Origin of the sequence: Cypionkella sinensis (assembly GCF_042646385.1) — a bacterium.
GTDB lineage: Bacteria > Pseudomonadota > Alphaproteobacteria > Rhodobacterales > Rhodobacteraceae > Cypionkella > Cypionkella sinensis.
Map to the genome: position 1 here is coordinate 340,167 of NZ_JBHRTO010000002.1, position 21,816 is coordinate 361,982.

The 21,816-nt window shown below is 61.6% G+C and carries 19 protein-coding genes; 9 read left to right on the top strand and 10 right to left on the bottom strand.

The genetic code is table 11. The features are described from left to right. Positions 1 to 22: 22 nt before the first annotated feature. The gene (locus tag ACFOGH_RS16845) at positions 23 to 1,633 is read right to left on the bottom strand and encodes an ABC transporter substrate-binding protein (RefSeq protein ID WP_380074329.1); all 1,611 of its coding nucleotides are present in this window, start codon (positions 1,631 to 1,633) and stop codon (positions 23 to 25) included. A 164-nt stretch (positions 1,634 to 1,797) separates the two neighbouring features. On the opposite strand from ACFOGH_RS16845, the gene ACFOGH_RS16850 reads away from it, so the two are divergent. Beyond that, positions 1,798 to 2,829 carry a dipeptidase gene (locus ACFOGH_RS16850; RefSeq protein WP_380074330.1) on the top strand — a complete coding sequence of 344 codons (1,032 nt, stop codon included), beginning with the start codon at positions 1,798 to 1,800 and terminating at the stop codon, positions 2,827 to 2,829. Between the two features lie 157 nt (positions 2,830 to 2,986). Here ACFOGH_RS16850 and ACFOGH_RS16855 read toward each other — a convergent pair whose 3' ends face one another. Continuing rightward, a complete protein-coding gene (locus tag ACFOGH_RS16855; protein ID WP_380074331.1) occupies positions 2,987 to 3,910 on the bottom strand; it encodes a serine hydrolase in 924 nt (307 codons plus the stop codon). Positions 3,911 to 4,031: 121 nt separating this feature from the next. Between ACFOGH_RS16855 and ACFOGH_RS16860 the strand changes: the two genes are divergently transcribed. From ACFOGH_RS16860 to ACFOGH_RS16880, 5 genes are all read left to right on the top strand, one after another. Beyond that, the gene (locus ACFOGH_RS16860) at positions 4,032 to 4,394 is read left to right on the top strand and encodes a hypothetical protein (RefSeq protein ID WP_380074332.1); all 363 of its coding nucleotides are present in this window, start codon (positions 4,032 to 4,034) and stop codon (positions 4,392 to 4,394) included. Between the two features lie 54 nt (positions 4,395 to 4,448). Continuing rightward, complete coding sequence (locus ACFOGH_RS16865) at positions 4,449 to 5,837, top strand: PepSY-associated TM helix domain-containing protein (protein WP_380074333.1); 1,389 nt, start codon at positions 4,449 to 4,451, stop codon at positions 5,835 to 5,837. A 91-nt stretch (positions 5,838 to 5,928) separates the two neighbouring features. Next, the gene (locus ACFOGH_RS16870) at positions 5,929 to 6,855 is read left to right on the top strand and encodes a BKACE family enzyme (protein WP_380074334.1); all 927 of its coding nucleotides are present in this window, start codon (positions 5,929 to 5,931) and stop codon (positions 6,853 to 6,855) included. Next, complete coding sequence (locus ACFOGH_RS16875) at positions 6,852 to 7,322, top strand: GNAT family N-acetyltransferase (protein WP_380074335.1); 471 nt, start codon at positions 6,852 to 6,854, stop codon at positions 7,320 to 7,322. The genes ACFOGH_RS16870 and ACFOGH_RS16875 overlap by 4 nt, the downstream gene beginning before the upstream one ends. After that, complete coding sequence (locus ACFOGH_RS16880; protein WP_380074336.1) at positions 7,319 to 8,332, top strand: histone deacetylase family protein; 1,014 nt, start codon at positions 7,319 to 7,321, stop codon at positions 8,330 to 8,332. Before ACFOGH_RS16875 ends, ACFOGH_RS16880 begins: the two co-directional genes overlap by 4 nt. Positions 8,333 to 8,439: 107 nt before the next feature. On the opposite strand, the gene ACFOGH_RS16885 is transcribed toward ACFOGH_RS16880, so the two are convergent. From ACFOGH_RS16885 to ACFOGH_RS16900, 4 genes are all read right to left on the bottom strand, one after another. Next, on the bottom strand, positions 8,440 to 9,021 hold the full coding sequence (locus ACFOGH_RS16885) for a histidine phosphatase family protein (RefSeq protein WP_380074337.1): 582 nt from the start codon (positions 9,019 to 9,021) through the stop codon (positions 8,440 to 8,442). Continuing rightward, positions 9,018 to 10,595 carry a N,N-dimethylformamidase beta subunit family domain-containing protein gene (locus ACFOGH_RS16890; protein WP_380074338.1) on the bottom strand — a complete coding sequence of 526 codons (1,578 nt, stop codon included), beginning with the start codon at positions 10,593 to 10,595 and terminating at the stop codon, positions 9,018 to 9,020. The genes ACFOGH_RS16885 and ACFOGH_RS16890 overlap by 4 nt, the downstream gene beginning before the upstream one ends. After that, the gene (locus ACFOGH_RS16895) at positions 10,592 to 11,566 is read right to left on the bottom strand and encodes a type I glyceraldehyde-3-phosphate dehydrogenase (protein ID WP_380074339.1); all 975 of its coding nucleotides are present in this window, start codon (positions 11,564 to 11,566) and stop codon (positions 10,592 to 10,594) included. The genes ACFOGH_RS16890 and ACFOGH_RS16895 overlap by 4 nt, the downstream gene beginning before the upstream one ends. A 123-nt stretch (positions 11,567 to 11,689) precedes the next feature. After that, positions 11,690 to 12,505 carry an IclR family transcriptional regulator gene (locus tag ACFOGH_RS16900; protein WP_380074340.1) on the bottom strand — a complete coding sequence of 272 codons (816 nt, stop codon included), beginning with the start codon at positions 12,503 to 12,505 and terminating at the stop codon, positions 11,690 to 11,692. A gap of 154 nt (positions 12,506 to 12,659) precedes the next feature. Between ACFOGH_RS16900 and ACFOGH_RS16905 the strand changes: the two genes are divergently transcribed. Next, positions 12,660 to 13,808, top strand: coding sequence for a DSD1 family PLP-dependent enzyme (locus ACFOGH_RS16905; RefSeq protein ID WP_380074341.1), 1,149 nt, complete (start codon positions 12,660 to 12,662; stop codon positions 13,806 to 13,808). A 190-nt stretch (positions 13,809 to 13,998) separates the two neighbouring features. Here ACFOGH_RS16905 and ACFOGH_RS16910 read toward each other — a convergent pair whose 3' ends face one another. The 4 genes from ACFOGH_RS16910 to ACFOGH_RS16925 all read right to left on the bottom strand — a co-directional run bounded on the left by ACFOGH_RS16910 (position 13,999) and on the right by ACFOGH_RS16925 (position 19,141). Continuing rightward, the gene (locus ACFOGH_RS16910) at positions 13,999 to 14,235 is read right to left on the bottom strand and encodes a hypothetical protein (RefSeq protein WP_380074342.1); all 237 of its coding nucleotides are present in this window, start codon (positions 14,233 to 14,235) and stop codon (positions 13,999 to 14,001) included. Between the two features lie 80 nt (positions 14,236 to 14,315). Continuing rightward, positions 14,316 to 14,912: a YjbF family lipoprotein gene (locus tag ACFOGH_RS16915; RefSeq protein WP_380074343.1), complete on the bottom strand. Its 597-nt coding sequence runs from the start codon at positions 14,910 to 14,912 to the stop codon at positions 14,316 to 14,318. Next, positions 14,891 to 16,900, bottom strand: coding sequence for a YjbH domain-containing protein (locus ACFOGH_RS16920; RefSeq protein WP_380074344.1), 2,010 nt, complete (start codon positions 16,898 to 16,900; stop codon positions 14,891 to 14,893). The genes ACFOGH_RS16915 and ACFOGH_RS16920 overlap by 22 nt, the downstream gene beginning before the upstream one ends. Before the next feature lie 258 nt (positions 16,901 to 17,158). After that, complete coding sequence (locus tag ACFOGH_RS16925) at positions 17,159 to 19,141, bottom strand: polysaccharide biosynthesis protein (RefSeq protein ID WP_380074345.1); 1,983 nt, start codon at positions 19,139 to 19,141, stop codon at positions 17,159 to 17,161. Between the two features lie 319 nt (positions 19,142 to 19,460). On the opposite strand from ACFOGH_RS16925, the gene ACFOGH_RS16930 reads away from it, so the two are divergent. Together ACFOGH_RS16930 and ACFOGH_RS16935 are read left to right on the top strand one after the other, a co-directional pair. After that, a complete protein-coding gene (locus ACFOGH_RS16930; RefSeq protein WP_380074346.1) occupies positions 19,461 to 20,072 on the top strand; it encodes a hypothetical protein in 612 nt (203 codons plus the stop codon). Beyond that, positions 20,069 to 21,760 carry a right-handed parallel beta-helix repeat-containing protein gene (locus ACFOGH_RS16935; RefSeq protein ID WP_380074347.1) on the top strand — a complete coding sequence of 564 codons (1,692 nt, stop codon included), beginning with the start codon at positions 20,069 to 20,071 and terminating at the stop codon, positions 21,758 to 21,760. The genes ACFOGH_RS16930 and ACFOGH_RS16935 overlap by 4 nt, the downstream gene beginning before the upstream one ends. Positions 21,761 to 21,816: the final 56 nt, after the last annotated feature.

Below are 21,816 nucleotides of genomic sequence, written 5' to 3' on the forward strand. Positions count from 1 at the left end.
CCGGTGGAGGCGCCCCAGTGCCTTATTTCGTCACAAGCCAGTAGGCAACGGCATCAACCGCGCCCCCGGTATAGAGACCCTTGACGTTGGCGCGCACGCCGGTCTGGCGGGCTTGCTGGAACATCACGATGAAGGGCGCGGTTTCGCGGAATTTCTTCTGCAAAGCGGCATACATTTCCACGCGCTTGGCCGGGTCTTGCTCGAGCACGGCCGCTTTCGATTCCGCAGTCATTTCACCCGGATCATAGGCGTTGCGCCAAGCCAGATAGCCGGTGTTGTTGGCCTCATCCGAGTTGTCGGGGTTTTCGGCGAAGGTCGAAGAGTTGGTGTTCGGATCGGGATAATCCGGGCCCCAGGTTTGCAGCGTGCCATCGTGCTGACGGGCCCGGTATTCCTTCAGCTGTTCAGCCCCTTCGCCGACGTTCAGATCCACCTTGATGCCAGCCTGGCCAAAGGTGTTCTGGATCGACTGCGCCACATCCATCCGGTCAGCGGCGTTGCGCACCGAAAGCTTGATCACCGGGTCTTTGATGCCGGATTCCGCCAGCAGCGCCTTGGCTTTTTCGATGTCGAGCGAATAGGGGTTGTCATCCAACGCGCCCAGATAGCCTGACGGCAGGAAGTTCTGGTGCACAACGGCGGCACCCTTCATGAAGCTGTCGGCCATGCCCTGATAGTCGACGGCCCAGCGCATCGCGTCGAGGAATTTGGCGTTCTTGTAGTTTTCGTTCTTCTGGTTGAACGACAGATAATAGATCTGACCGCCCACGTCCTCCTGCACAACCACATCGGCATTGCCAGCCATACCGGCCACGTCCACCGGGGTCAGGGTGCGCGCGACGTCGATATCGCCTTTTTCAAGCTGCAAACGCTCGGTCGCGGCTTCGGGCACATGGGTCATGAATACCTTGGCCATTTTTGCATCACCGCGCCAGTAGCCGGGGCGCATCTCCAGCACATAGCCCTCGTTCGGCTTGAACGATTTCAGCGTATAAGCGCCGGTGCCTGCCGAATGGGTTTTCAGATATTCATTGCCCATGTCCGACACGCCGTCGGTGACAACTTCATTGGCCTTGACGGTATCCATATCGACGATGGAAGCCACACCTGCGGTCAGGCAGTTATAAAGGAAGGTCGGCGCATAGGGCTTGTCGACCTTGATGGTCAGCGTGTCACCCGCGCCGGTGATCATGGTATCCACGTTCTCGACCGACCAGCCGAACTGGTTCAGGATAAAGGCCGGGGTCTTGTTCAGCTTGACCGCGCGTTGCAGCGAATAGGCGGCGGCCTCTGCCGTCACCGGATTGCCAGAGCTGAAGGTCAGGCCGGGTTTCATCTTGAACGTATAGGTCAGACCGTCCTCGGCCACCGACCAGCTTTCGGCCAGACCGGGTTCGATCTGCAGCGTGGTCGGGTTGATTTCGACCAGACCGTCATAAGTGTTGTTCACCACATCAAGGCCCGAAAACTCGTAAGCCTCGTGCGGGTCAAGGCTGACGATATCGTCGATCGCCCCGGCCAGCACCAGCGTATCGGCGGGCGTTGCGGCCATCAGCGCAGCGGGGGCAGCCCCCAACATCAAGGCCGCAATCGCAACAGCGCCCACGCGGCGCAGCGTCGGTTCAAGTAGCATGACAAACTCCCTGTTTTATCATCGTTTTTTCATTGCCGTCCCTGAGTCTTTGCAAGCCCCAAGGTCTTTCCTGACCGATTGGGCAACTTTCATGCGGGCTTGTCAACAGCGGCTTGCGCGGTGAAACTATGGGCAACAGGCAGTTTCACGGGCAGATCGGCAAAATGTCAGACTTTTCAATCTTCGACGGGCATAATGATCTGTTGTCCTGCCTCTGGGCAGAAAAATCCTTTGATGGCGCGGCGTTTTTTAGTGGACGCGATGGCGACATTGATCTGGCGAAATGCCGCGCTGGGGGCTTTGCGGGCGGTTTTTTCGCGGTTTGGGTGGGGGGCGTGCCCGGAACCGGGCCAGATCCGATGGCCACCTACCGGGCGTTCGAGCCGATTGACCCGGTGCGGGCCGAGCGGCAGACGCTGGAACAGATCGCGATTCTGTTGCGGATGCAGGCCGCGCGCCCCGATGCGATCAGGCTGTGCCGCAGCGTCGCCGAGATTGCGGCAGCGCGGGCGGCGGGCGCGATTGCCGCGATCCTGCATATTGAAGGCGTTGAAGGGATTGGCGAAAATCTGGACGCCTTGCACGTTTATCATGCAGCCGGGTTACGCAGCCTTGGCCCGGTCTGGAGCAGGTCAAACATTTTCGGCCATGGCGTGCCGTTCAATTTCCCCGCCAGCCCCGATACCGGGCCGGGTCTGACCGAGGCGGGCATCCGGCTGGTGCGGGAATGCGATGCTTTGGGCGTGCTGATTGACCTCAGCCATCTGAACGAGGCCGGGTTCTGGGATGTGGCGCGGGTGTCGCAGAAACCGCTGGTCGCCACCCATTCCAACGCCCATGCGATCACCGCCGCCACCCGCAACCTGACCGACCGCCAGCTTGATGCGATCCGGGCCAGTGGCGGGCTGGTCGGCCTGAACTTCGGCTGCGCCTTCCTGCGCCCGGATGGCATCAAGAACCCGGCAACGGGGCCAGAGGTGATGCTGCGCCATCTCGAACACCTGATCGCCCATTTGGGCGAGGATGGCGTGGCGCTGGGGTCGGATTTCGACGGCACGATGATCCCCGATTTTATCACCGACGCCAGCGGCCTGCCGAACCTGACCGCCGCGATGCAGGTGCATTTTGGCACGGAACTGACCGAGAAACTGTGCTGGAGCAACTGGCAAGGCCTGCTGGCAAGAGTGATCGGCTGACCCCTTCCCCACTTTGATCATCCTCTGCGCCCAAATATCCCGGGGGTGAGCCCGCAAGGGCGAGGGGGCTGGCCCCCTGCCTTCCCCCAACGCAGCGCCCACCATTGCCCGCAGGGGGTGAGGCTTTGCCGAGGGGGGCGGTAGCCCCCCTGCGCGGTCAAAGCCGGGTGATGTCCTCGGTCATCTCCCAGATCAGCCGGCCGATTTCGGGGAAAGCACTGGGATAGGTCTGCGCCATGTCGCGGCCTTGGGTGGTCAGCACCAGCGTCAGCGGCTTGCGCCCCGGTGCTGCCAAACGCGCCATATCGTGCTTGAACCAACTGCTGCGCGCATCGCCCGTCCACAGGTTATGCCCGGCCTTCGACCAGATCTCGACGCCATCGGGCAGTTTGCCACCCAGAAACTCGGACAGTTGATAATTCGGGTTGGCGGCATCCTCGCAGGTGCGGTCACGCCGCAGGATCGCCTGCGCGCGGGCTTTTGACGGTTGTGACAACGGCAGATCGCCCTCAAACAACTCACACAACAAGCGCGCGGCGGCCAGCGGCGTCAGACGGTTCAGATAGGCACCGTCGGCGCCCGCAAATTGCGCCTCGCGGCCATAGCGGGTGTCGTCCATCAGCTTTTGCGCAATGGTGCAGCCCTGCCATTCATCCCAGCCCAAAGCCCAGAAAAACCGATTGAGCCGCTCGCGCTTGTTCACCCAATCAAGATATTCCGCGCCGTGCAGCAGGGTATCGCCGGTGGTGCCGGTGATCAGGTCGATGGCATAGTTGGTGGCGTTGTTCGACGACCAGCGGATCATGTCGCGCAAAGCGCGATCCATCTCGCCATGCGGGGCGATGCGGGCGTCTTCCAGCAGGGCCAGCGCATGCACCAGATGAAAGCTTTTCACCAGCGAACAGGGATAGATCGGAATGTCGCCGCGATGGGCAAAGCCTGTCGGGCCACCTGCTCCGGGGGTGATCAGCACAAGCCCGAAGCTATCAGCGGACAGCCCCTGCCCGGCATAAAGCTCGGCCAGCGCTGCCGTCAGGCTGCTGCCCAGCGCCGCCCATTCCGGGGTTTCGGTGAAAAACATCGCGGACTCCTGCGTTTTGCGGCAGCTTAGGCGGGGCTGCGGCGAAAGGAAGCCCGTGATTGTGGCACAGACCGGCTTGATTATCGGGCCTGTGATCGGTTAGCCACAGCGCATGATCCGCATGATGCGACAGTTTGCCCAAAATCTGACGGTGCTGCTTTTGGCAGCGGCGTTCAGCCTGCTGGGCTATGGCCACCAGATCCGGCTGCATGACCCGGTGGATCTGAGCGCCTATGCAATGCCGGATGGCACCCTGCCCGAACTTTGCCACGACGCGGGCCTCGGCGATCATGGCCAGAAAGATCAAGCACCCTGCCCGCTCTGCCGGATCATCGCGGCGATGGAACTGCCGCCGGTGGTGACGCTGCCGCCGGTGCAACTGGTTCCTGTGGTCGTGGTCTGGCAAGATGCCGCGCTGACCGATGCCGAGGGGCATCAGCCACGCGCCCCACCCGCGCGCGGCCCGCCTGCCACCCTGATCTAAGCGCAACTTGCGGGCCTTGGCCCGTTCTCATGGCTTTTTTCAGGGATAAACCCGATGTCTGACACCTCTACCGCGCCTTCGGGCGTCAATAAGCTCTACTTCGCGGTCTGGCGCTGGCACTTTTATGCCGGGCTTTACGTCATTCCGTTTCTGATCATGCTGGCCGTGACCGGGATCGTGATGGTCTGGTTCACCGCCGTAGCGCCCGAATATGGCGAGCGGATGCAGCTTGCCCCGCAAGCCACGTCGCTGAGCGTCACGCAGCAGGAAGCGGCGGCGCTGGCGGCCTATCCGGCTGGCAAGATCGGCCAGTATATCGCGCCCTATGATGCGCAGACCCCGGCGATGCTGCGGGTTGATCTGGCCGACGGCCAGCGCATGATCGCGCTGAACCCCTATTCCGGTGAGGTTTTGCGCGATAGCCTGAACGGCGACACTTGGTATGCGTTTGCCAACAAGATCCACGGCACGCTGCTGATCGGCGATCTGGGCGACCGGCTTGTTGAAATTGCGGCCTCGCTGGGGCTGTTGCTGGTGATCACCGGACTTTATCTGGTCTGGCCGCGCAATGGCGCACGCATCGGCGACTTGCTGGTGCCCAATCTACGCGCGAAGGGGCGGGCGCTGTGGAAATCGCTGCACAGTGTGCTGGGGTTCTGGATTTCAATCGTGCTGGTTTTCTTCCTGATCTCGGGCTTGTCCTGGGCCGGGATCTGGGGCGGCAAATATGTGCAGGCCTGGTCCACCTTTCCGGCGGCGAAATGGGACAACGTGCCCTTGTCGGATGCCAAGCATAAAGACATGAACATGACCGCCGAAGACACCGTGCCATGGGCGCTGGAGCAGACGCCGATGCCAATGTCAGGTTCCGATGCCGGAGTCGATGGCTTGCCGATGGGCATGCCGGTGACGCTGGAAAACATCGTGGCCTTAGGCCGCGCCATCGGTTTTCAGGGCCGCTTTCAGGTGGCTGTGCCCGCTGATGAGGGCGGTGTCTGGACGCTGAGCCAAGACAGCATGAGCTATGACAGCCCCGATCCCACCGCAGACCGCACTGTGCATATCGACCAATACACCGGCAAGATTCTGGCGCAGGTCGGCTTTGCCGATTACGCGCTGGCGGGCAAGGCGATGGCAGTTGGCATCTCGCTGCACGAAGGGCAGATGGGAACTTGGAACATCGTCGCCAACATCGCCTTCTGTCTGATCGTGATCTTTGTCGCGGTCAGCGGCGTGGTGATGTGGTGGAAGCGCCGCCCTGCCGGAGCGTTGCGTCTGGCAGCCCCGCCGAAGCCTGCGGGCGTGCCGTTGGGCGGCGTGGCGCTGATAGCGCTGGTGCTGAGCGTCGCCTTCCCGATGCTGGGGCTGACCTTGCTGGCGGTGTTGCTGGTGGACTTTCTGGTTTTGCAGAACGTGCCGGCGATGAAACGCGCGTTTAGCTGAAAGCCCAAGTCGCGGCGGGGATACCCTGCCGCGACCCCACCTTGGCAAAGGCGGCGGCTTCGTGGCAGGGTGGACCTGCTGGGAGGCAAGCATGTCAAAGATCATCATTTCCTGTGCGATCACCGGCTCGATCCACACGCCATCCATGTCGGCTTATCTGCCGATCACCGGGACGCAGATTGCGACCTCGGCCATCGAGGCCGCCGAAGCCGGGGCGGCGATTTTGCACCTGCACGCCCGCGCGCCAGAAAATGGCCGCCCGTCAAGCGATCCTGCGCATTGGGCCGGGTTTCTGCCGCAGATCAAGGCGGGCTGCGCGGGCGTGGTCAACATGACCACGGGTGGATCGGCGGTGATGAGTTTGCAACAACGCCTTGCCGCGCCGATGCAGTTCTGCCCCGAGATGTGCAGCCTGAACATGGGCTCGATGAATTTCGCGCTCTATCCGATGGCGGCGCGGATTTCGGACTGGAAATTCGATTGGGAACAACCGTTTCTGGAAAACTCGGATGATCTGGTGTTCAAGAACACCCCGCGCGACATTGGCTTTGTGCTGGCGGAAATGGGCGCCAAGCGCGGCGCGCGGTTTGAGTTTGAGTGCTACGATGTCAGCCATCTGCACATGCTGAAGCATTTCGTCGATCGGGGTGCGGTGGCGGGGCCGCTGTTCATCCAGTTCGTGTTTGGCGTGCTGGGCGGCATGGCGGCGGACCCTGACATGCTGATGCTGATGAAACGCACGACGGATCGGCTGTTTGGCGAAGGCTATCAGTTTTCGGTGCTGGCCGCAGGGCGGCATCAGATTGCAATGGCCACCATGGCGGCAGCGATGGGTGGGCATGTGCGGGTGGGGTTGGAGGATAACCTTTACCTCTCCAAGGGTGTGCTGGCGCAATCCAACGCGCAGCAGGTGCGCCAGATCCGTGGCATTGTCGAGGCATTGGGCCGCAGCGTCGCCAGCCCGGATGAGGCGCGGGCAATGCTGGGGTTGAAAGGCATGGCAGAGGTGGCGTTTTGATCCGCTATCGTCTGGCCGAGGTTGCGGATGCAGGGCTGATCCACGCCATGCTTTCGGAAATGGCCGAGGCCGAGGGCAGCAGGATTGGTGGCGGCGTTGCAGCGCTGCAGCAGCACGGCTTTGGCGCTGCGCCGCGCTTTCGCGTCGTGCTGGTGGAAGAACGCGGCATCGCCTTGGGGTTTTGTTTGTTCCTGCCGGAATACTCCAGTTGGCGCGGGGCGATGGGGGTTTTCGTGCAGGATATTTACCTCAGCCATGCGGCGCGCGGCAAAGGGCTGGGGCGCGGCTTGCTGGCCGCAGCCCTCGCCCATGCGCAAGACTGGCAGCCGCAGTTCATGGCGCTGATGGTCAAGCGGAGCAATGTGCTGGCCATCGGATTTTACGAAACCTTGGGCTTTGCTTTGCGCGATGCGTCCGACCCCTATATTCTGGAAGGAGAGGGCCTGACCGCCCTGATGCAACCATGATCACCGTTTTTGACGACGCGCAGCGGGCGCATGATCCGCAATTTTTCCTGTCATCGGGCGCGCGCAAGCCCTGCCCGGAACAGCCAGCGCGAGTCGACGCCCTGCTGGGGGCAGTGCGGCGGATGGGGGGTGCGGTGGTGCAGGCGCCGGATGCAGGCTTAGGCCCGATCCTCGCGGTTCATCCGCAGCGCTATGTGACGTTTCTGTCCGGCATTTACGAACGGTGGACACGGATTGAAGGTGCCTCGGCCGAGGTGATCCCCAACGTCCATCCGGCCAGCCGGAGCGATGGGTATCCGCTGTCGGCGGTGGGTCAGGCTGGGTTTCACATGACCGATACCTCTTGCCCGATCTCGGGCGAAACCTGGGGCGCGGCCTATGCCTCGGCGCAAACCGCGATCCATGCCGCGGACCTAGTGTTGGGCGGTGCGGTTGCGGCCTATGCGCTGTGCCGCCCGCCGGGGCATCATGCTTTCGCCGAACTGGCGGGCGGGTTCTGCTATCTGAACAACTCGGGCATCGCGGCGCAGCGCTTGACCGATGCAGGGCGCAAGGTGGCTATTCTGGATGTCGATCTGCACCACGGCAATGGCACCCAAGGCATGTTCTACGCGCGCGGCGATGTGCTGACGGTCTCGCTGCACGCGCACCCGGAGCGGTTCTATCCGTTCTTCTGGGGCTATGCGGACGAGATTGGCGAAGGCACAGGGCTGGGCGCGAACCTGAACCTGCCGCTGCCGCGCGGCACCGGCGATGCGGGCTTCCTTGCCGCCTTGGCGGAAGCCATCGAAAAGGTGCAGGCTTGGGGTGCAGACACGCTGGTTCTGGCACTGGGGCTGGATGCGTTCGAAGGCGACCCCTTTGCTGGCCTCGCCGTCTCCACACAGGGTTTCGCCGCCATCGGCCGCGCCGTTGCCGCGATGCGCCTGCCCACAGTGATCGTGCAAGAGGGTGGTTATCTTTGCCCGCAACTGGGCGACAATCTGGAAGCAGTGTTGCAGGCTTGGTGACTTGCCGCTTCATCTTGGCTTAAATACTCCCGCCGGAGGCTTCCTGCATCTGCCACAGGAGCCTCCGGCGGGGATATTTAGACAGAGAGGATGACCAAAGTTGTGTATTACGCGCGGATTTCGGTGATTTTCTGGTCGGCGTCCAGCGCGTAGAAGGCGTCTTGCGGCACGGGCAGGGTATGGCTTTCGGCCTCGCTCAGGCCCGCCCATTGCGCGCGGATCACCCGGCTGACGACGGCATGGGCGACGATGATTTTCACCGGGGCGGGGTTGGACCGGATGTCACGCAGAGCGGCGGCAAGACGGGCGGCGAAGATCGCATAGGTTTCGCCATCGGGCGAGTGGAACCACCACGCCTCAGGCGGCAGGCTGGCGCGCAGGCCGGGGTGGGCGGCGTCAATCTCGGCATCGGATTTGCCATCCCAACTGCCCATACCGATCTCCATAAGGCGCGGGTCAAGCGTGATCGGCGGTTGCCCAAGCTCGGCGGCGATCAGGCGGGCGGAGTGATGCGCGCGGCCCAAAGGGCTGGCGAAGATATGCGGATTGGGTAGGCGCAGCGAGGCCAGACGGCGACCCATCGCGCGGGCCTGCGCCTGGCCCAGATCGGTCAGGTTGCTGTCAACCTGCCCCTGACGGCGGCCAATCGCGTTGAACTCGGTCTGGCCGTGACGGCAGAGATAGATCATTGCCACGCCCCCAACAGGATGTTGCGGGTGACGTGCTCGACAGCGCGTTCGCGGGCGATCAATCCGGCCACCCATTCGCAAGTGGCGGCGTTGAACACCGCACCCCTGCCCCGGCGATATTCGGCCATGCAGCCATTGCCCTGCACCGCGCGCGCGACGGCTTCCGGCGTGATGCCGCCATAAAGCCGCAACGCCAGATCCTCGGCATCACCCGCGCCGATGAAGCGGTCACGGTCATGCGGGCCGGTGTCATGCGAGAGCGTGGTGGCAGGCGACAGGCCGACGATGGTCAGATCGCCCTGCAAGCCGGTATCTTCGGCGGCAAACGGCAGGCCGTGGTGCATGGTGTAGTCGATGCCGTCGACCTCATAGGCGAAGATTTTCGACGCCGCCCCCAGCACATCGCCATAACCCAGACCCGTGCCGCGCAGCGCCCAATGCGCGGGGCGGTAGATCGCAAAGCCGCCCGATCCATGTGCGGCACAACGGCTCCACCCGGCATAGACGCCCGCCGCCCCGGTCAGGCCCATGGTGGCGGTGGCGGGGCGGCCAATTGCGGGGTGGTCCCAATAGCTGGTCAGCCGATTGGTGTGCGCCAAGGGGTCAGCCGCTTCGGCGGTGGTCTTGAAACAGGTCTGCGTGGTCAGATCATCGGAAAGCCGGGTTTGCCAAAAGAAATTCCCGGCAAAGCGCGCAAGCTTTCCGCCCTGATCCAGCCAGCCCTCCAGATGATCGCGCATCTGCCATGTCCAGTATTCGTCATGGCCGACGATCAGCACCCGGTCATAACCCTCCAGCGCGGCGGGGTTGCGGTGCAGGTCGTGCTGCGTGGTGTAGTCCAGCGCGATACCCTGCCCCTCGCACCAAAGCGCGAAGGGGCGTTCAAACGCCGCCCAGCCAGAGGAAGCGTATTTCTTCGACACCCCCCGCGCGCGGGCATAATCCATATGCGGATAGCGCGGCTTGGTCAGCAGCGGTGAGGCATGTGTGATACGCGGCGCGCCATCGGGCCAAGCCACAAACCCGGTCGCCCACGGCCGCAGCACACTGACATGCGGCGCAAAATCGCCCTGCGTGGGTCCGGTCAGCCCCTGATAATGGTTCGACCCGCCCCAATCGTTATAGGCGCACCATGTTCCCGTCGCCAGCAGCATCAGGATTTTGGCCTGCGGTTTCATAGCCTTGACAACGAACATCCCCTGCGACGCATGGCCGGGGATGGCAATATCCAACCTGTAGACGCCGCTGGGCCAATCTGCGGGGATGGTCAGACGCAGCACCTCGGGCCAGTCGCACCCCTTCTCCGAGGCATCAATCGGCGTGGCCGCAAAGTGCGTGGCCAGCCGGGTTTGCAGCATCACCTGCGGCTGCAAACCGTCGCGGGTGATCGTCAGCGCAGCCTCGGGCGCGCTCGACATGCCGTGCAGCACCAACTCCTCACCGGGGGCATAGGATAGGGCTGCGGCATAAACCCAAGCCTGCGCGCGGCTTGGGTCGGGGCTTGCGACCTCGTAGTAATGCCCCGTTACCGCATTGCCGTCATCGGTCGGACCTGCTATGAAAAAGCCTTTCAAGCCTGCGCCATCCTTGCGGCCACATCCAGCATCCGGTTGGAAAAGCCCCATTCGTTGTCATACCAGCCGAACACCCGCAGCATGCCGCCCTTGGTCACGCGGGTTTCCGGCAGCGCCATCACAATGCTTTCAGGCCGCGCGCGCAGATCGGTAGAGACCAGGGCCTTGGAGGTTGCGCCGATCACCCCACCCGCCGCCACAAGGGCCGCATTAACCTCGGCCACCGACGCTGCGGTTTCGGTCATCACCGCCAGATCCACCGCCGAGACCGAGGCCGTCGGCACCCGCACCGCCGAGCCTTCGATGCGGCCTGCGATCTGCGGCAGCACCTGATCCAGCAACCGCTGCGCCGAGGTTGTCGTCGGCACCATCGACAAAGCCGCCGCGCGGGATCGCGCGAAATCGGCGGCGGGGGCATCCACCGTGGGCTGGCTGCCAGTGTAGCAGTGGATCGTCGTCATAGATCCGGTGACGACGCCCCATTTCTCATGGATCAGCCGCGCCAAAGGCGCCAGCGCATTAGTGGTGCAAGAGGCGTTTGACACGATCTGCTGATCGGTCAGTTCAGCGTCATTCGCCCCCAGCACCACCGTCAGGTCGGCGGCTTTCGACGGCCCCGAGATCAGCACCTTGCGCGCGCCGCCGCGCAGACCGCGGGTTGCCATCTCGCGCGCATCGGCACGGCCTGTGCATTCCAGCACAACATCGACACCCTTCAGCGCAAGGCTGGAAATGTCTGGCGTGCGGTGAAGCGGGATCGAAAGACCATCAACCACCAATGATGTGCCATCCAAGCGCACCTGCCCCGGCCACGGCCCAAAAATCGAATCGAATTCAAACAGATAGGCGCACATCTCGGCGGCGGCGATATCATTGATGCCGACGATCTTCGCCCCCGGCGCAGCCCCCTTCAGCGCGGCGCGCAGCACCGAGCGGCCAATGCGACCAAAGCCGTTGATGAACAGATTCATGGGGTGCCCTTTCTGACGTTTGCGCCCTGAAATTTGCGCCGAACGATTGCGCAAAGTCAGATCACGGGATCGGGCGTCGATCAATGGGGGCGGTGAGGTTTTGATCAAATAATTAAGTGGCGCTCACGGCTGCTCGCCACCCGTGGCCTCGGTAATATGATCGGCGGCGGCCCTCACCAACGCACCAAAACGGGTGGCATCCGACAGGCCCATACGAAAGGTCGGGCCTGCGATGGCAATGGCGGCAACCGCCTCGCCAAAGGCATCGAAAATCGGCGCAGCGACGCCACGCATACCCTCGGCGCGTTCCTGATCATCTATCGCAAAGCCGCGCTCACGGCTGCGCTCCAGATCACGCGCAAGGCTTTCGGGGCTGGAAAGCGACAGGCTGGTGGCGCGTGGCATACCCTTGGCTTGCAGGATTTGTGCCCGCTTTTCAGCAGGATACCAAGCCAGCAGCGCCTTGCCCGGCGCGCACAGATGCATCAGCCCGGTGCTGCCCGGAGGGAACAAGGCGCGCAGATCGGCGGGGCTTTCGACCTGCGACAGGAACAGCACCTCGGCTTTAGACTCGATGGCCAGAGAGACAGTTTCGCCCGTGCTGTCGCGCAAGGCTTCCATCGGCGCGCGGGCGCGTTCGGTGATCTTGGTGCGCTTCAGAAACGCCGATCCGGCGCGAAAGGTGCCGGGGCCGATGTGCCAGACCTGACCGGGGTCTTCGACCTCGACCATGCCATGCGCTTGCAATGTCACCAGCGCGCGGAACACCGTGGCGATGGGCAAAGCGCTTTGCTCGGCCAGTTCCGACAGCGTCAGCCCTGTGCTTTGCGCCAGCAGTTTCAGCAGGCCCAGTGCACGGTCCAATGCCTGCACCGTGTTCTGCTCGGTCTTGTCGATAACGGATTTCGGGCGGCCACGCAGGCGGGAAGGCTTCGGCATCGGCAACTCCATGGCACTACAGCGCAGCGAGGACGGCGCAGGTATTGTGCAGGTGCAGCATAACACGAATTGTCGGAATGAAAGAAGTTTTCGCAGGCGGTGGCAAAGCGCGGGGTTTTGCGCAACTCTGGTGTGGAAAGTGACGGAGGCTGCGATGAATCTCAACGATCTGGAAGTGGGATATGACATCCCCGCTTTGCCTGGAATGACCGAGGATCAGGTGCAAACGCCCTGTCTGGTGCTGGATCTGGACGCGCTGGAGCGTAACATCCGCAAGATGGGCGAGGCTGCGCAGGCGATGGGGGTGCGGCATCGGGTGCATGGCAAGATGCACAAATCGGTCGATGTGGCCTTGCTGCAGATGCGGCTTGGTGGCGCTTGCGGGGTGTGTTGTCAGAAGGTTTCCGAAGCCGAGGCGTTTGTGCGCGGCGGGGTGATGGATGTTCTGGTGTCCAATCAGGTGACGGACCCGGCCAAGATCGACCGGCTGGCGCGGCTGTGCTTGCGAGGGGCGCGGGTGATTGTCTGTGTCGATGATTTGCAGAATGTGGCCGATCTTGCAGCGGCAGCGCAGCGGCATGGGGTGGTGCTGGAATGCTTGGTCGAGATGGATGTCGGCGCGGGGCGCTGTGGCGTGCGGGGCAGTTTGGCCGTCGTGGAATTGGCACAGGCGATCGCAGCGGCGAAAGGGCTGCGATTTTCTGGGGTACAGGCATATCAGGGTGCGATGCAGCATCTGACGCTGTTTGCCGACCGCAAGGCCGCGATTGAACTGGCGGTGGATCAGGTGCGGCAGGCAGTGGCCGCGCTGCGCGAAGTCAGGCTGGATTGCGAGATTGTCGCCGGCGCTGGCACCGGAAGTTGGCCGCTTGAAGCCGGTTCGGGTGTCTATAATGAGCTGCAGTGTGGGTCTTATGCCTTCATGGACGCAGATTACGGCCGGGTGCTGGATCAGGACGGGCGGCGGCTGGATCAGGTCTGGAAAAACGCGCTGTTCGTGCTGACCTCAGTCATGAGTCATGTGCGCGCCGATTGGGCGGTTTGTGATGCTGGATTGAAGGCGGTGGCGGTGGATTCCGGGCTGCCGGTGGTGTTCGGGGTGGCGGGGGTGGAATATCTGAAATGCTCGGACGAGCATGGCGAGATCAGCGATCCGGCAGGGGCTTTGCAGATCAACGACAAGCTGCGGCTGGTGCCGGGGCATTGCGACCCGACCTGCAATTTGCACGACTGGTATGTCGGCATAAGGGGCGGAAGGGTTGAGGCCATTTGGCCTATCTCTGCGCGTGGCAAAGGGTATTGAGGGGGATCCCGAATTGGGACCAAAGAAAGCATTTTCAAGAACAGGGGCTTACCAACGGCTGATTACCTTCAGTTAACCTGTCGCTCACCCGGCATCAGACCTGATCATCCTGAACTTGCAAAAGCAAAACGCCCAAGCAAATGCTTGGGCGTTCCATATTCCATCAACCACCCGTTAAGGGCGGAGTGAATTATTCTGCAGCAGTGTCGGTGGTGTTCGAGCTGGAGCTGCTGTCGTTCGACAGAACCGCGCCAACAACCACAACGCCACCGATGATGGCCCACAGCGGAACAGCCGAGGACGAGCTGTCTTCGGTCACAACAACGGGTGCGGGCTCTTCAACCGGGTCAACCATGCCGCCAGCGAAAGCAGCCGAAGACGCCATAACGAGCGAGGAAGCGAGTGCGAAAGAAGTGATCTTTTTCATTGGAAATACTCCGGTTGGATGGATGATCTTGATCAATGTATAGTGAAGGGGGTTAAAAGAAAAGTCTGACGCAAGTAAATTCAGCCATCTTTTCGCTCAACCGCGGCATATCCGACACCCTGTGACACCCATTGCTTCGATTTGATCACGGAACCAGCAGAATCAAGCCAGTATTGGTTGCGAATCGTGCCGATGTCAGCTGTGCAAGCCTCGGCAATGGCGTTGTTTGCAGCGGAATCCCGCTCAACCGTGCAGGTGAATACGTGCCGAATCGTCGTGTCGGTGCCGTCCAGATCGTAATAGCTGCGCTGATGGGCTGCGCCTGCGCGCAAGCCTGCGGGGGTGGGCGCATCGGCTGACATCAGATCACGACCAAAGCCGCGCGTGCCGATCAAAATGCCGTTGCGCAAGAACACCTGCACCCCGTCTTTCGCCGCATAGATCGTGACGCCATCGCGCTGGCTGATCTGCGTCATCGGAAACTTGATACCGCGCGAGAACAGTGTCAGCCAGATTTGCGGCGCACCCGCAGCGGGTTTGACCGCCGGCGCACCCGCAGGGCCGATCACGCGACTGGCCACGGCCTGCATCGTCGCTGCATTGCAACCGGCAAGCGCCAGCACAGCGGCGAATGTAACAAGACTGCGCGGCACATTCATCTCCAGAACCGCCCCCATGCGGCATCAAGGTCGGTTTCCTGATAGGTCCGCGCGGTATCGTATAGCCGCCCTTCGACATCCAGCCGTGCCCCGCCATCGCGCAACAGCGGCCGCAGCGTGACTTTCGAGGTTTTCTGCACCTGCCCGCCCGTGAAGAACGCCATTGGTAGCGAGATGCGGATGCCCTTGTCAAAAGAGCCTTCGCCAAAGGTATCAAACGGCACATCGGTCAGCGTGGCAAAGGCCCCGACCTTGATGCCATTGGCAAATTCGCGATCCAGCGACAGCGTGGCCCCATAGTCGCCCGCCAAATAGCGCCCGACATCAAGTTGCGCATGATAACCGCCACCCAAGCTGAAATAGCCCGAAACATGCCCGGTCACGACGCTGTAATCCTGAAAACCCAGCAACTGATCAAAGTCGCGCTGTTTGACATAGTTGATCTCGGCACCGATCGCATAGGGCTTGTCGGTCTGCTGCCACAACACCTCACCGGAGACACCGCCGAACATCCGCTCCAGATAACCGACGGTGATGCGGGTATAGATTTCGGGGGCGGGTTTTGCATACCAGGCAAGCGTCAGGCGTTCCAACGCCGGATCGCCTTCCAGCGTGTAAAGGTTGGCGTCACTGCGCACATGCGGCAGCGTGCTATCCGACGCAAACGTAGAACGCTCGATCCCCTGATAAATCGGTTTGGCAATCGAGGTCGAAAGCACCCAACCCGGCGCAATATCGTAACGGGCCGTCAGCCGCACACCGACATTGGCCTGCAACGGCTTGCCGGGGTCAAACAGGCTGGTAGCCACATAAGGCCCAAGGTTCCATTTGAAGCGCGGATAAAGCCCCTCAGAGCGGATCGCCCCCTCGGGCAGCGCAAAGGCCACGGGCAGAATCTGCGCCCGCTTTTCCATTGCGATGTCGGAACCCGGTGCGAATTCCAGCGCCTCAAGATCGGCGCGGCGGATCACCACATTCGACAGTGGCACACCTTGCGCCATGGCGACGATTTCAAAGCTGGACACCGATGCTGGCATAACGGCTGCCAGCGCGCGGGCGGTGCGGCCAATGGCTTGCGGCGCGTTGTCAAGGCGGGTGTTGCGGATGCGCAGATGCACGCGATTGGCGTTGATCGCCATGCTTTCGATGGTGATGCCGTCACGCGCCAGAATGGCCTGAGTCTGATCGCGCATGGCAGTCTGGCTGCCACGGTCATTGACCCAATCCGGCCCCCAGCTTTTCGCCGCTGCACGGGCTGTCACCGGCAACGGGCCGGGGCCCATCGGTCCACCGCGCGGCCTTTGTTTGGGATCAATCGCGACCTGCACCGAAAATCCGACCTTGGAGCCGTAGAGCGAGTAAAGACCCAGCCGCATCTTGTCGTTCGGGGCATACTCCACGCCAAAGTTGAACGGGCTGTTACGCTCAAAAGTGCCGCGGTTTTCGGCTTCTTCGACATAGGCGTCCGAGGAATATTCGGCCTTCACCGACCACTTCTTGTTCACCTGCCACTCCACCCCGGCAAAGGGCGCGACATCACCGCGGAACCATTGCCCGGTGCGCAGCTTGCCGCCCTTGCCGAAATCCACATCCGGGCGGTCGCCAAATGGCGCACCGATGCTGCCATAGCTGCCATAGCGGCCCCAGCCCAGACCAGCAGTGACTTTGACCTTGTCGCCAAAGGTCTTGGTGGCGGCGACATATTCGCCCGCCAGAACGCCTGTGCCGATGATATCCTGCAAACCCACAGTGATCGCAGGCACATAGCGGCCTTCGGTGGTCAGTTGATAGCGCAGATCAAAGCTGCGGTCGGCATAGGTGGTGATGCCGTCTTCTGGTGGGTCAAACCAGTCTTTCACCGAAGAATAGCGAAAGCTGCCCGACAGGCGCGGCGTGATCTGAAACGATAGCGTCGTACGGCCAATCGGGCCGAACTGCGATTTCACAACCGACAGCGTGCCGTCGCTTTGTGCATCGCCCGAGGGCATATCGATCAACCCGGTCACACCAGAAAAGGCTAGGCTGGGCCGCATCTCGGCTTGCGCGGGCAGGGCAAAAGCGCCGCAGAGCGCGCAAAAAACCAGAGATTTCGAATGCTTCATGCCGTCAGACCCACCCTTTTGCGCCGAATATCACGGTGCCTTGTGACTATTCATAAGCGAAATCCTGAGGCCACGCCACCAACCTTGCACGAAAAACCTTTCCTGTGGTGGCAGCACCCCGGCCCGCGCGGCGAAATTTCGCCACAGGGCCTCAGCCATGTTTCAGCCATGCACCAGGATCAGGCGGCGCTGGTCAGGTGCGGCTTTTTCGACTGGCTCATCCACCGTGTCTTCTTCGGTCCAGAATTGATCGAAGATTTCGCTGGTCGGCTGGTAGGCGGTCTGCTGCTCGATCATGATTCTGCGGATGCGACCGACATCGTTACGCTCACAAGCCTGCGCCAGTTGAACAAGCGCGGCAGAGATTTCGTCAAGCGGTTGACGCCGTTCGGTGGCAGACATGATGCGCGGATGGCTGGTGGCCTTTGGATCATTGCCGATCAGCAATTCTTCATGCAGCTTTTCGCCGGGGCGCAGCTTGGTGAAGGTAATGCCGATCTCGCCCACACCGGGTTTTTCGGTTTTCGGATCGGTGAACACCACGGGTTTCAGCCCGTGCAGCCGCGCCATTTTCGCGGCCAGCTCGGTGATCAGCACCGGATCGCCCATATCCAGCACGAAAACCTCTCCGCCTTGTGCCATCGCCCCGGCCTGAATAACCAGTTGCGCAGCTTCGGGGATGGTCATGAAAAACCGGGTGATCTCGGGATGTGTCACCGTGATCGGGCCGCCTGCTTCGATCTGGCGACGAAACAGCGGAATCACCGAACCCGACGAGCCCAGCACATTGCCAAAGCGCACCATGGAAATCGTGGTGCCAGTGTTGCGCGGCGCATCGGCAAGCGATTGGCAGACCAGCTCTGCCATGCGCTTGGACGCCCCCATCATATTGGTCGGGCGCACCGATTTATCGGATGAAATCAGGATGAATGACTTCACCCCCGCCGCGATTGCAGCTTCGGCCAGGGTCGCGGTGCCAAACACGATGTTGCGCACGCCTTCGACGATGTTGTGTTCAACCAATGGCACATGCTTGTAGGCTGCGGCGTGATACACCGTGTCGACCTCAAAATGCCGCAAGGTGCGTTCCACCAGCGGCGCCGACTTGATGCAGCCCAGCACCGGCGACAGCGCGATATTGGTACGCATCGCCGTCAACATTGTCACCAGTTCCTGCTCGATGGTGTAAAGCGCCAGTTCCGAAATTTCATAAAGCACCAGCCGTTTCGGCTTGAGCCGCAAGATCTGACGGCAAAGCTCGGAACCGATCGAGCCGCCAGCGCCTGTCACCATCACCACCTTGTCGGTGATATTGGCCCCAAGCAATTCGCGCTGCGGCGGCACCGGATCGCGGCCCAACAGGTCTTCGATGCTGATGTCGTTGATCTGATCAATGCTGGCCTTGCCAGTCATGATGTCATCGAGACCAGGCACGGTCTGGATCAGAAGCGGTTGATTCTCCAGCGATTTCAGGATTTCATTGCGCCGTGCTTTGCTGGCCGACGGGATCGCCAGCAACACGACATTAATGCCGTTATTGCGGATCAACGCCTCGATCTGCGTAGGTGCATATACCATAATCCCGCCGACATGCGTTCCCTGCGCCTGCGGTGAATCGTCGATAAACGCCACCGGAACATAATCACTGCGCTGATGCAGCACCTGCAACAACTGCCGCCCTGCCGCGCCCGCGCCATAGATCGCCACGCGCTCCTTGCGGCGGTTTTGCGCGTAGTTGACCAACTCGCGGAAGCCGAAACGCACGCCGCCAACGCACAGGAAAGTCAGCAGCATATAGATCAGTGGCACCGCACTCGGCACTGGCAAATTGGCCAGTTGCGCCACAATGGTCATGGTGACGGCGGAAATCATCGCTCCCAGCAAAATGGTGATCAATGCCCGCCCGGCAATATAACGCAGCACTGCGCGATAAAACCCAAGCCGCACAAAGGAATAGATCGTGACAGGCAGCACCGGGATCAGTACCAACCATGCACGCGGATCGCGCACAAATTCGAAACTATCCAGCTTGAGCCACATCGCCACCATAAACATCGTTGGCAGCAGCAACAGGTCAACCGAAACTTGGATCACCCGCTTTTTGCCTCGGTTCATCGACAACAGCCGATATACATAGGGGTTCATCTGGGGATCCTTAGTCAGTCAAAGGCACAGGTCGCTACAATCGGCTTGTGAAATATACGAACTATTTCTGCAGCGTTAGCACAGTTTTTCGACAAAAGACAGCATAACGCGGGCCAAGATTCGTTAGAAGGCTGATTTTTAGGCAAGGCTTCGCCGATAGCTGCGCAAATCCGCATCATTGCCCCGTCAAGCCAGCGGCTGTAAGGCAGCGCACGCTGCGATTGTCCGACGTTAACCCGCCTTCTCTATCCCTGCAGCCCTATGCCCTGCGCGCGCCGCAGCGGCTGGGCAATCGGGCAAATCGAGGCGAGGTGACGCGATGAACAAGGCAATTACCCAAGGGCTGGTGCTGATGCCACCGCCATTCTCGGCCGGATTGGCGCTATGGTCGCGCGAGGATGGCTTAAGCGGTCAGGGGTCTTACTTGGGGCAACCCAATGCGGCCTATGTGCCCGCCGATCAGGATTTCGCCGGATGTCTGGAGTTGCAGAAAACCTCTGCGGTGCAAAAGCTGCGCTGTTTTCAGTCGATCCCCTGCCAGCCGGGGCTGTATCTGCGCGTCACGGCGCGGGTGAAGGCGATCAGCGGCGCGTTGCCAACCGTTCGGATTGCTGGCTGGGCGGGGTCAGGCTCGGGCAGCAATGTCAGCAGCGCCGATCAGCAGGGGCCGGATATTGCACTGACCAGCTATGGCACCGTGGTCACGGTCAGCGCTATCGTGGGGTCAGGCAATCGGCCGGGGGTGGATATGGTCTGGGGCACCGCCCCGGCCTTTGGCCATTTCGGGATTGATCTGACCGGGCCCACCGGCGGCGTGGTGCGTATCGACGATATCACCATCGAGGACGTGACCGATGTGTTCCATTCCGAGATGTTCGATTGGGTCGACGTCCGCGATTACGGCGCCGTTGGCGACGGGGTGACGGGGTGACGGATGACCGCGCAGCCTTTGACGCGGCAGATACCGCAGCGGCAGGCAAGACGGTGGTGGTCTCGCCGGGGGTGTACTTCATCGGCAGCCATCTGACCTTTGAAAATCCGGTGCAGTTTGAAGGCACGATTGTGATGCCCGACAGCCAGCGTCTGGCCTGCACCCGCAACTATAATCTGGATACCTACGCGGCGGCCTTTGGCAGCGAGTTGACCGGGTTCAAGAAGGCGTTGCAGGTGTTGTTCTACTTCACCGACCATGTGACGCTAGATCTGAACGGTCGCCGTGTGGAACTGACCGCGCCCATCAATGTCGCGGCCTTGTGTGGGCTGACCAGCTTCACCACCCGGCGCGCGCTGGTGAATGGCAATCTGGTGGCGCTGCCAGGCACGGCCTGGAACACACAAAGCATGACGGCGGTCGCGACCTACACGGTCAGCAACCCCTCGGTGTTGACCGGTGTGGCCAATATCGCCGCCATCCCGGTCGGCGCGCGGATCAGTGGCACCGGGGTGGGGCGCGAGGTTTACGTGACCTCGAAAAACGTCGCCACCAGCACGATCAACCTCAGCCGCCCGCTGTGGGCCGCAGCTGGCACGCGGACCTTCACCTTTGATCGCTATGCTTACATGCTGGATTTCTCTGGCTTTACCGAGTTGACGCGCTTTCAGATCAAAGAGGTAGAGTTCAGCTGCGGCGGCATTGCCAGCGGCATCAATCTGGCCACCGCCGGGGCGATCTTTGATGTATCCGAATGTATGTTCGGGCTGGTGAAGGATCGCGCCATCACCTCGACCGGCGAGGGTTGTCAGGATCTGCATATTGACCGCTGCCAGTTCTTTGCCGCCGATCAAGGCCAACCGGCGCAGAACCGCGTCTCGATGGTGTTCAACGCCAATGCCAATGACATCAAGATCCGCAACAACCGGGCCTCGCGCTTTGGCAACTTTGGCGTGGTGGCGGGGTCTGGGGCGATCTTTCTGGGCAACCATTTCTTTGGCGGCGACGATGTGCTGCTGAACGGCATCCGCCGCGCCGGGGTGGTGCTAACCTTGGCCAATTCCAAGACCTTCTTCACCGGCAATTACGTCGATAACTACTTCATCGAGCTGTCGAACGAACACGACGCCACTCCGACCTTTGGCAGCGAGTATTCGTTTGGCGGGCTGACCATCACCGGAAACATCTTCATCTGCCAGCACACCGCCCCGTGGTTTTCCTGGATCGTGGTAACACCCCGCGGGCCTGGGCATTTCATCTCGGGGCTGACGGTGACTAGCAATGTGTGCTCGGCCCGCGGCGAGGATATTGACCGGGTCGAGTCGATCGACACCAGCTATGCCACGCTGGCGTTCAATTCGTTCCGCAACGTGAATTTTGAGCAGAACACCTTCAACGGCGTGGTGCAGCGCGCGGTCAGCCCGATGTTGGTCGAGCATATCCAGAACACCGCATCCGACACTTGGGCGGTGAACAGCAACAACCTGCTGCCGTTTGGGGGTCGCGCGCGCAATGTAACGGCGGTGGTGGCCGAAGGCGCAATCACCAATGCGGCGGGGACCGCGCAGTTTGTCGCGCCCTACACGCAGGTAGAGCAAGGCGCTGGCGGGCAGTTTGCCAATCTGAAATGGCCGACCCCGGTGAAAGGCCGGGTGCAGGTGACGCTGCGGGTGGATAATCCGGTGTAAGGTGGAGGGCTTCGCAGCGGAAGCAACCTCTGCGGGGCAGAGTTTGCCGATGCGTT

Bases quoted from the DNA above. Each gene is read 5' to 3' on its own strand.
- ACFOGH_RS16845 (WP_380074329.1), bottom strand. From the start codon at position 1,633: ATGCTACTTGAACCGACGCTGCGCCGCGTGGGCGCTGTTGCGATTGCG.
- ACFOGH_RS16900 (WP_380074340.1), bottom strand. From the start codon at position 12,505: ATGCCGAAGCCTTCCCGCCTGCGTGGCCGCCCGAAATCCGTTATCGAC.
- ACFOGH_RS16850 (WP_380074330.1), top strand. From the start codon at position 1,798: ATGTCAGACTTTTCAATCTTCGACGGGCATAATGATCTGTTGTCCTGC.
- ACFOGH_RS16930 (WP_380074346.1), top strand. From the start codon at position 19,461: ATGAACAAGGCAATTACCCAAGGGCTGGTGCTGATGCCACCGCCATTC.
- ACFOGH_RS16910 (WP_380074342.1), bottom strand. From the start codon at position 14,235: ATGAAAAAGATCACTTCTTTCGCACTCGCTTCCTCGCTCGTTATGGCG.
- ACFOGH_RS16905 (WP_380074341.1), top strand. From the start codon at position 12,660: ATGAATCTCAACGATCTGGAAGTGGGATATGACATCCCCGCTTTGCCT.
- ACFOGH_RS16855 (WP_380074331.1), bottom strand. From the start codon at position 3,910: ATGTTTTTCACCGAAACCCCGGAATGGGCGGCGCTGGGCAGCAGCCTG.
- ACFOGH_RS16865 (WP_380074333.1), top strand. From the start codon at position 4,449: ATGTCTGACACCTCTACCGCGCCTTCGGGCGTCAATAAGCTCTACTTC.
- ACFOGH_RS16870 (WP_380074334.1), top strand. From the start codon at position 5,929: ATGTCAAAGATCATCATTTCCTGTGCGATCACCGGCTCGATCCACACG.
- ACFOGH_RS16860 (WP_380074332.1), top strand. From the start codon at position 4,032: ATGATGCGACAGTTTGCCCAAAATCTGACGGTGCTGCTTTTGGCAGCG.
- ACFOGH_RS16925 (WP_380074345.1), bottom strand. From the start codon at position 19,141: ATGAACCCCTATGTATATCGGCTGTTGTCGATGAACCGAGGCAAAAAG.
- ACFOGH_RS16895 (WP_380074339.1), bottom strand. From the start codon at position 11,566: ATGAATCTGTTCATCAACGGCTTTGGTCGCATTGGCCGCTCGGTGCTG.
- ACFOGH_RS16885 (WP_380074337.1), bottom strand. From the start codon at position 9,021: ATGATCTATCTCTGCCGTCACGGCCAGACCGAGTTCAACGCGATTGGC.
- ACFOGH_RS16915 (WP_380074343.1), bottom strand. From the start codon at position 14,912: ATGGGGGCGGTTCTGGAGATGAATGTGCCGCGCAGTCTTGTTACATTC.
- ACFOGH_RS16880 (WP_380074336.1), top strand. From the start codon at position 7,319: ATGATCACCGTTTTTGACGACGCGCAGCGGGCGCATGATCCGCAATTT.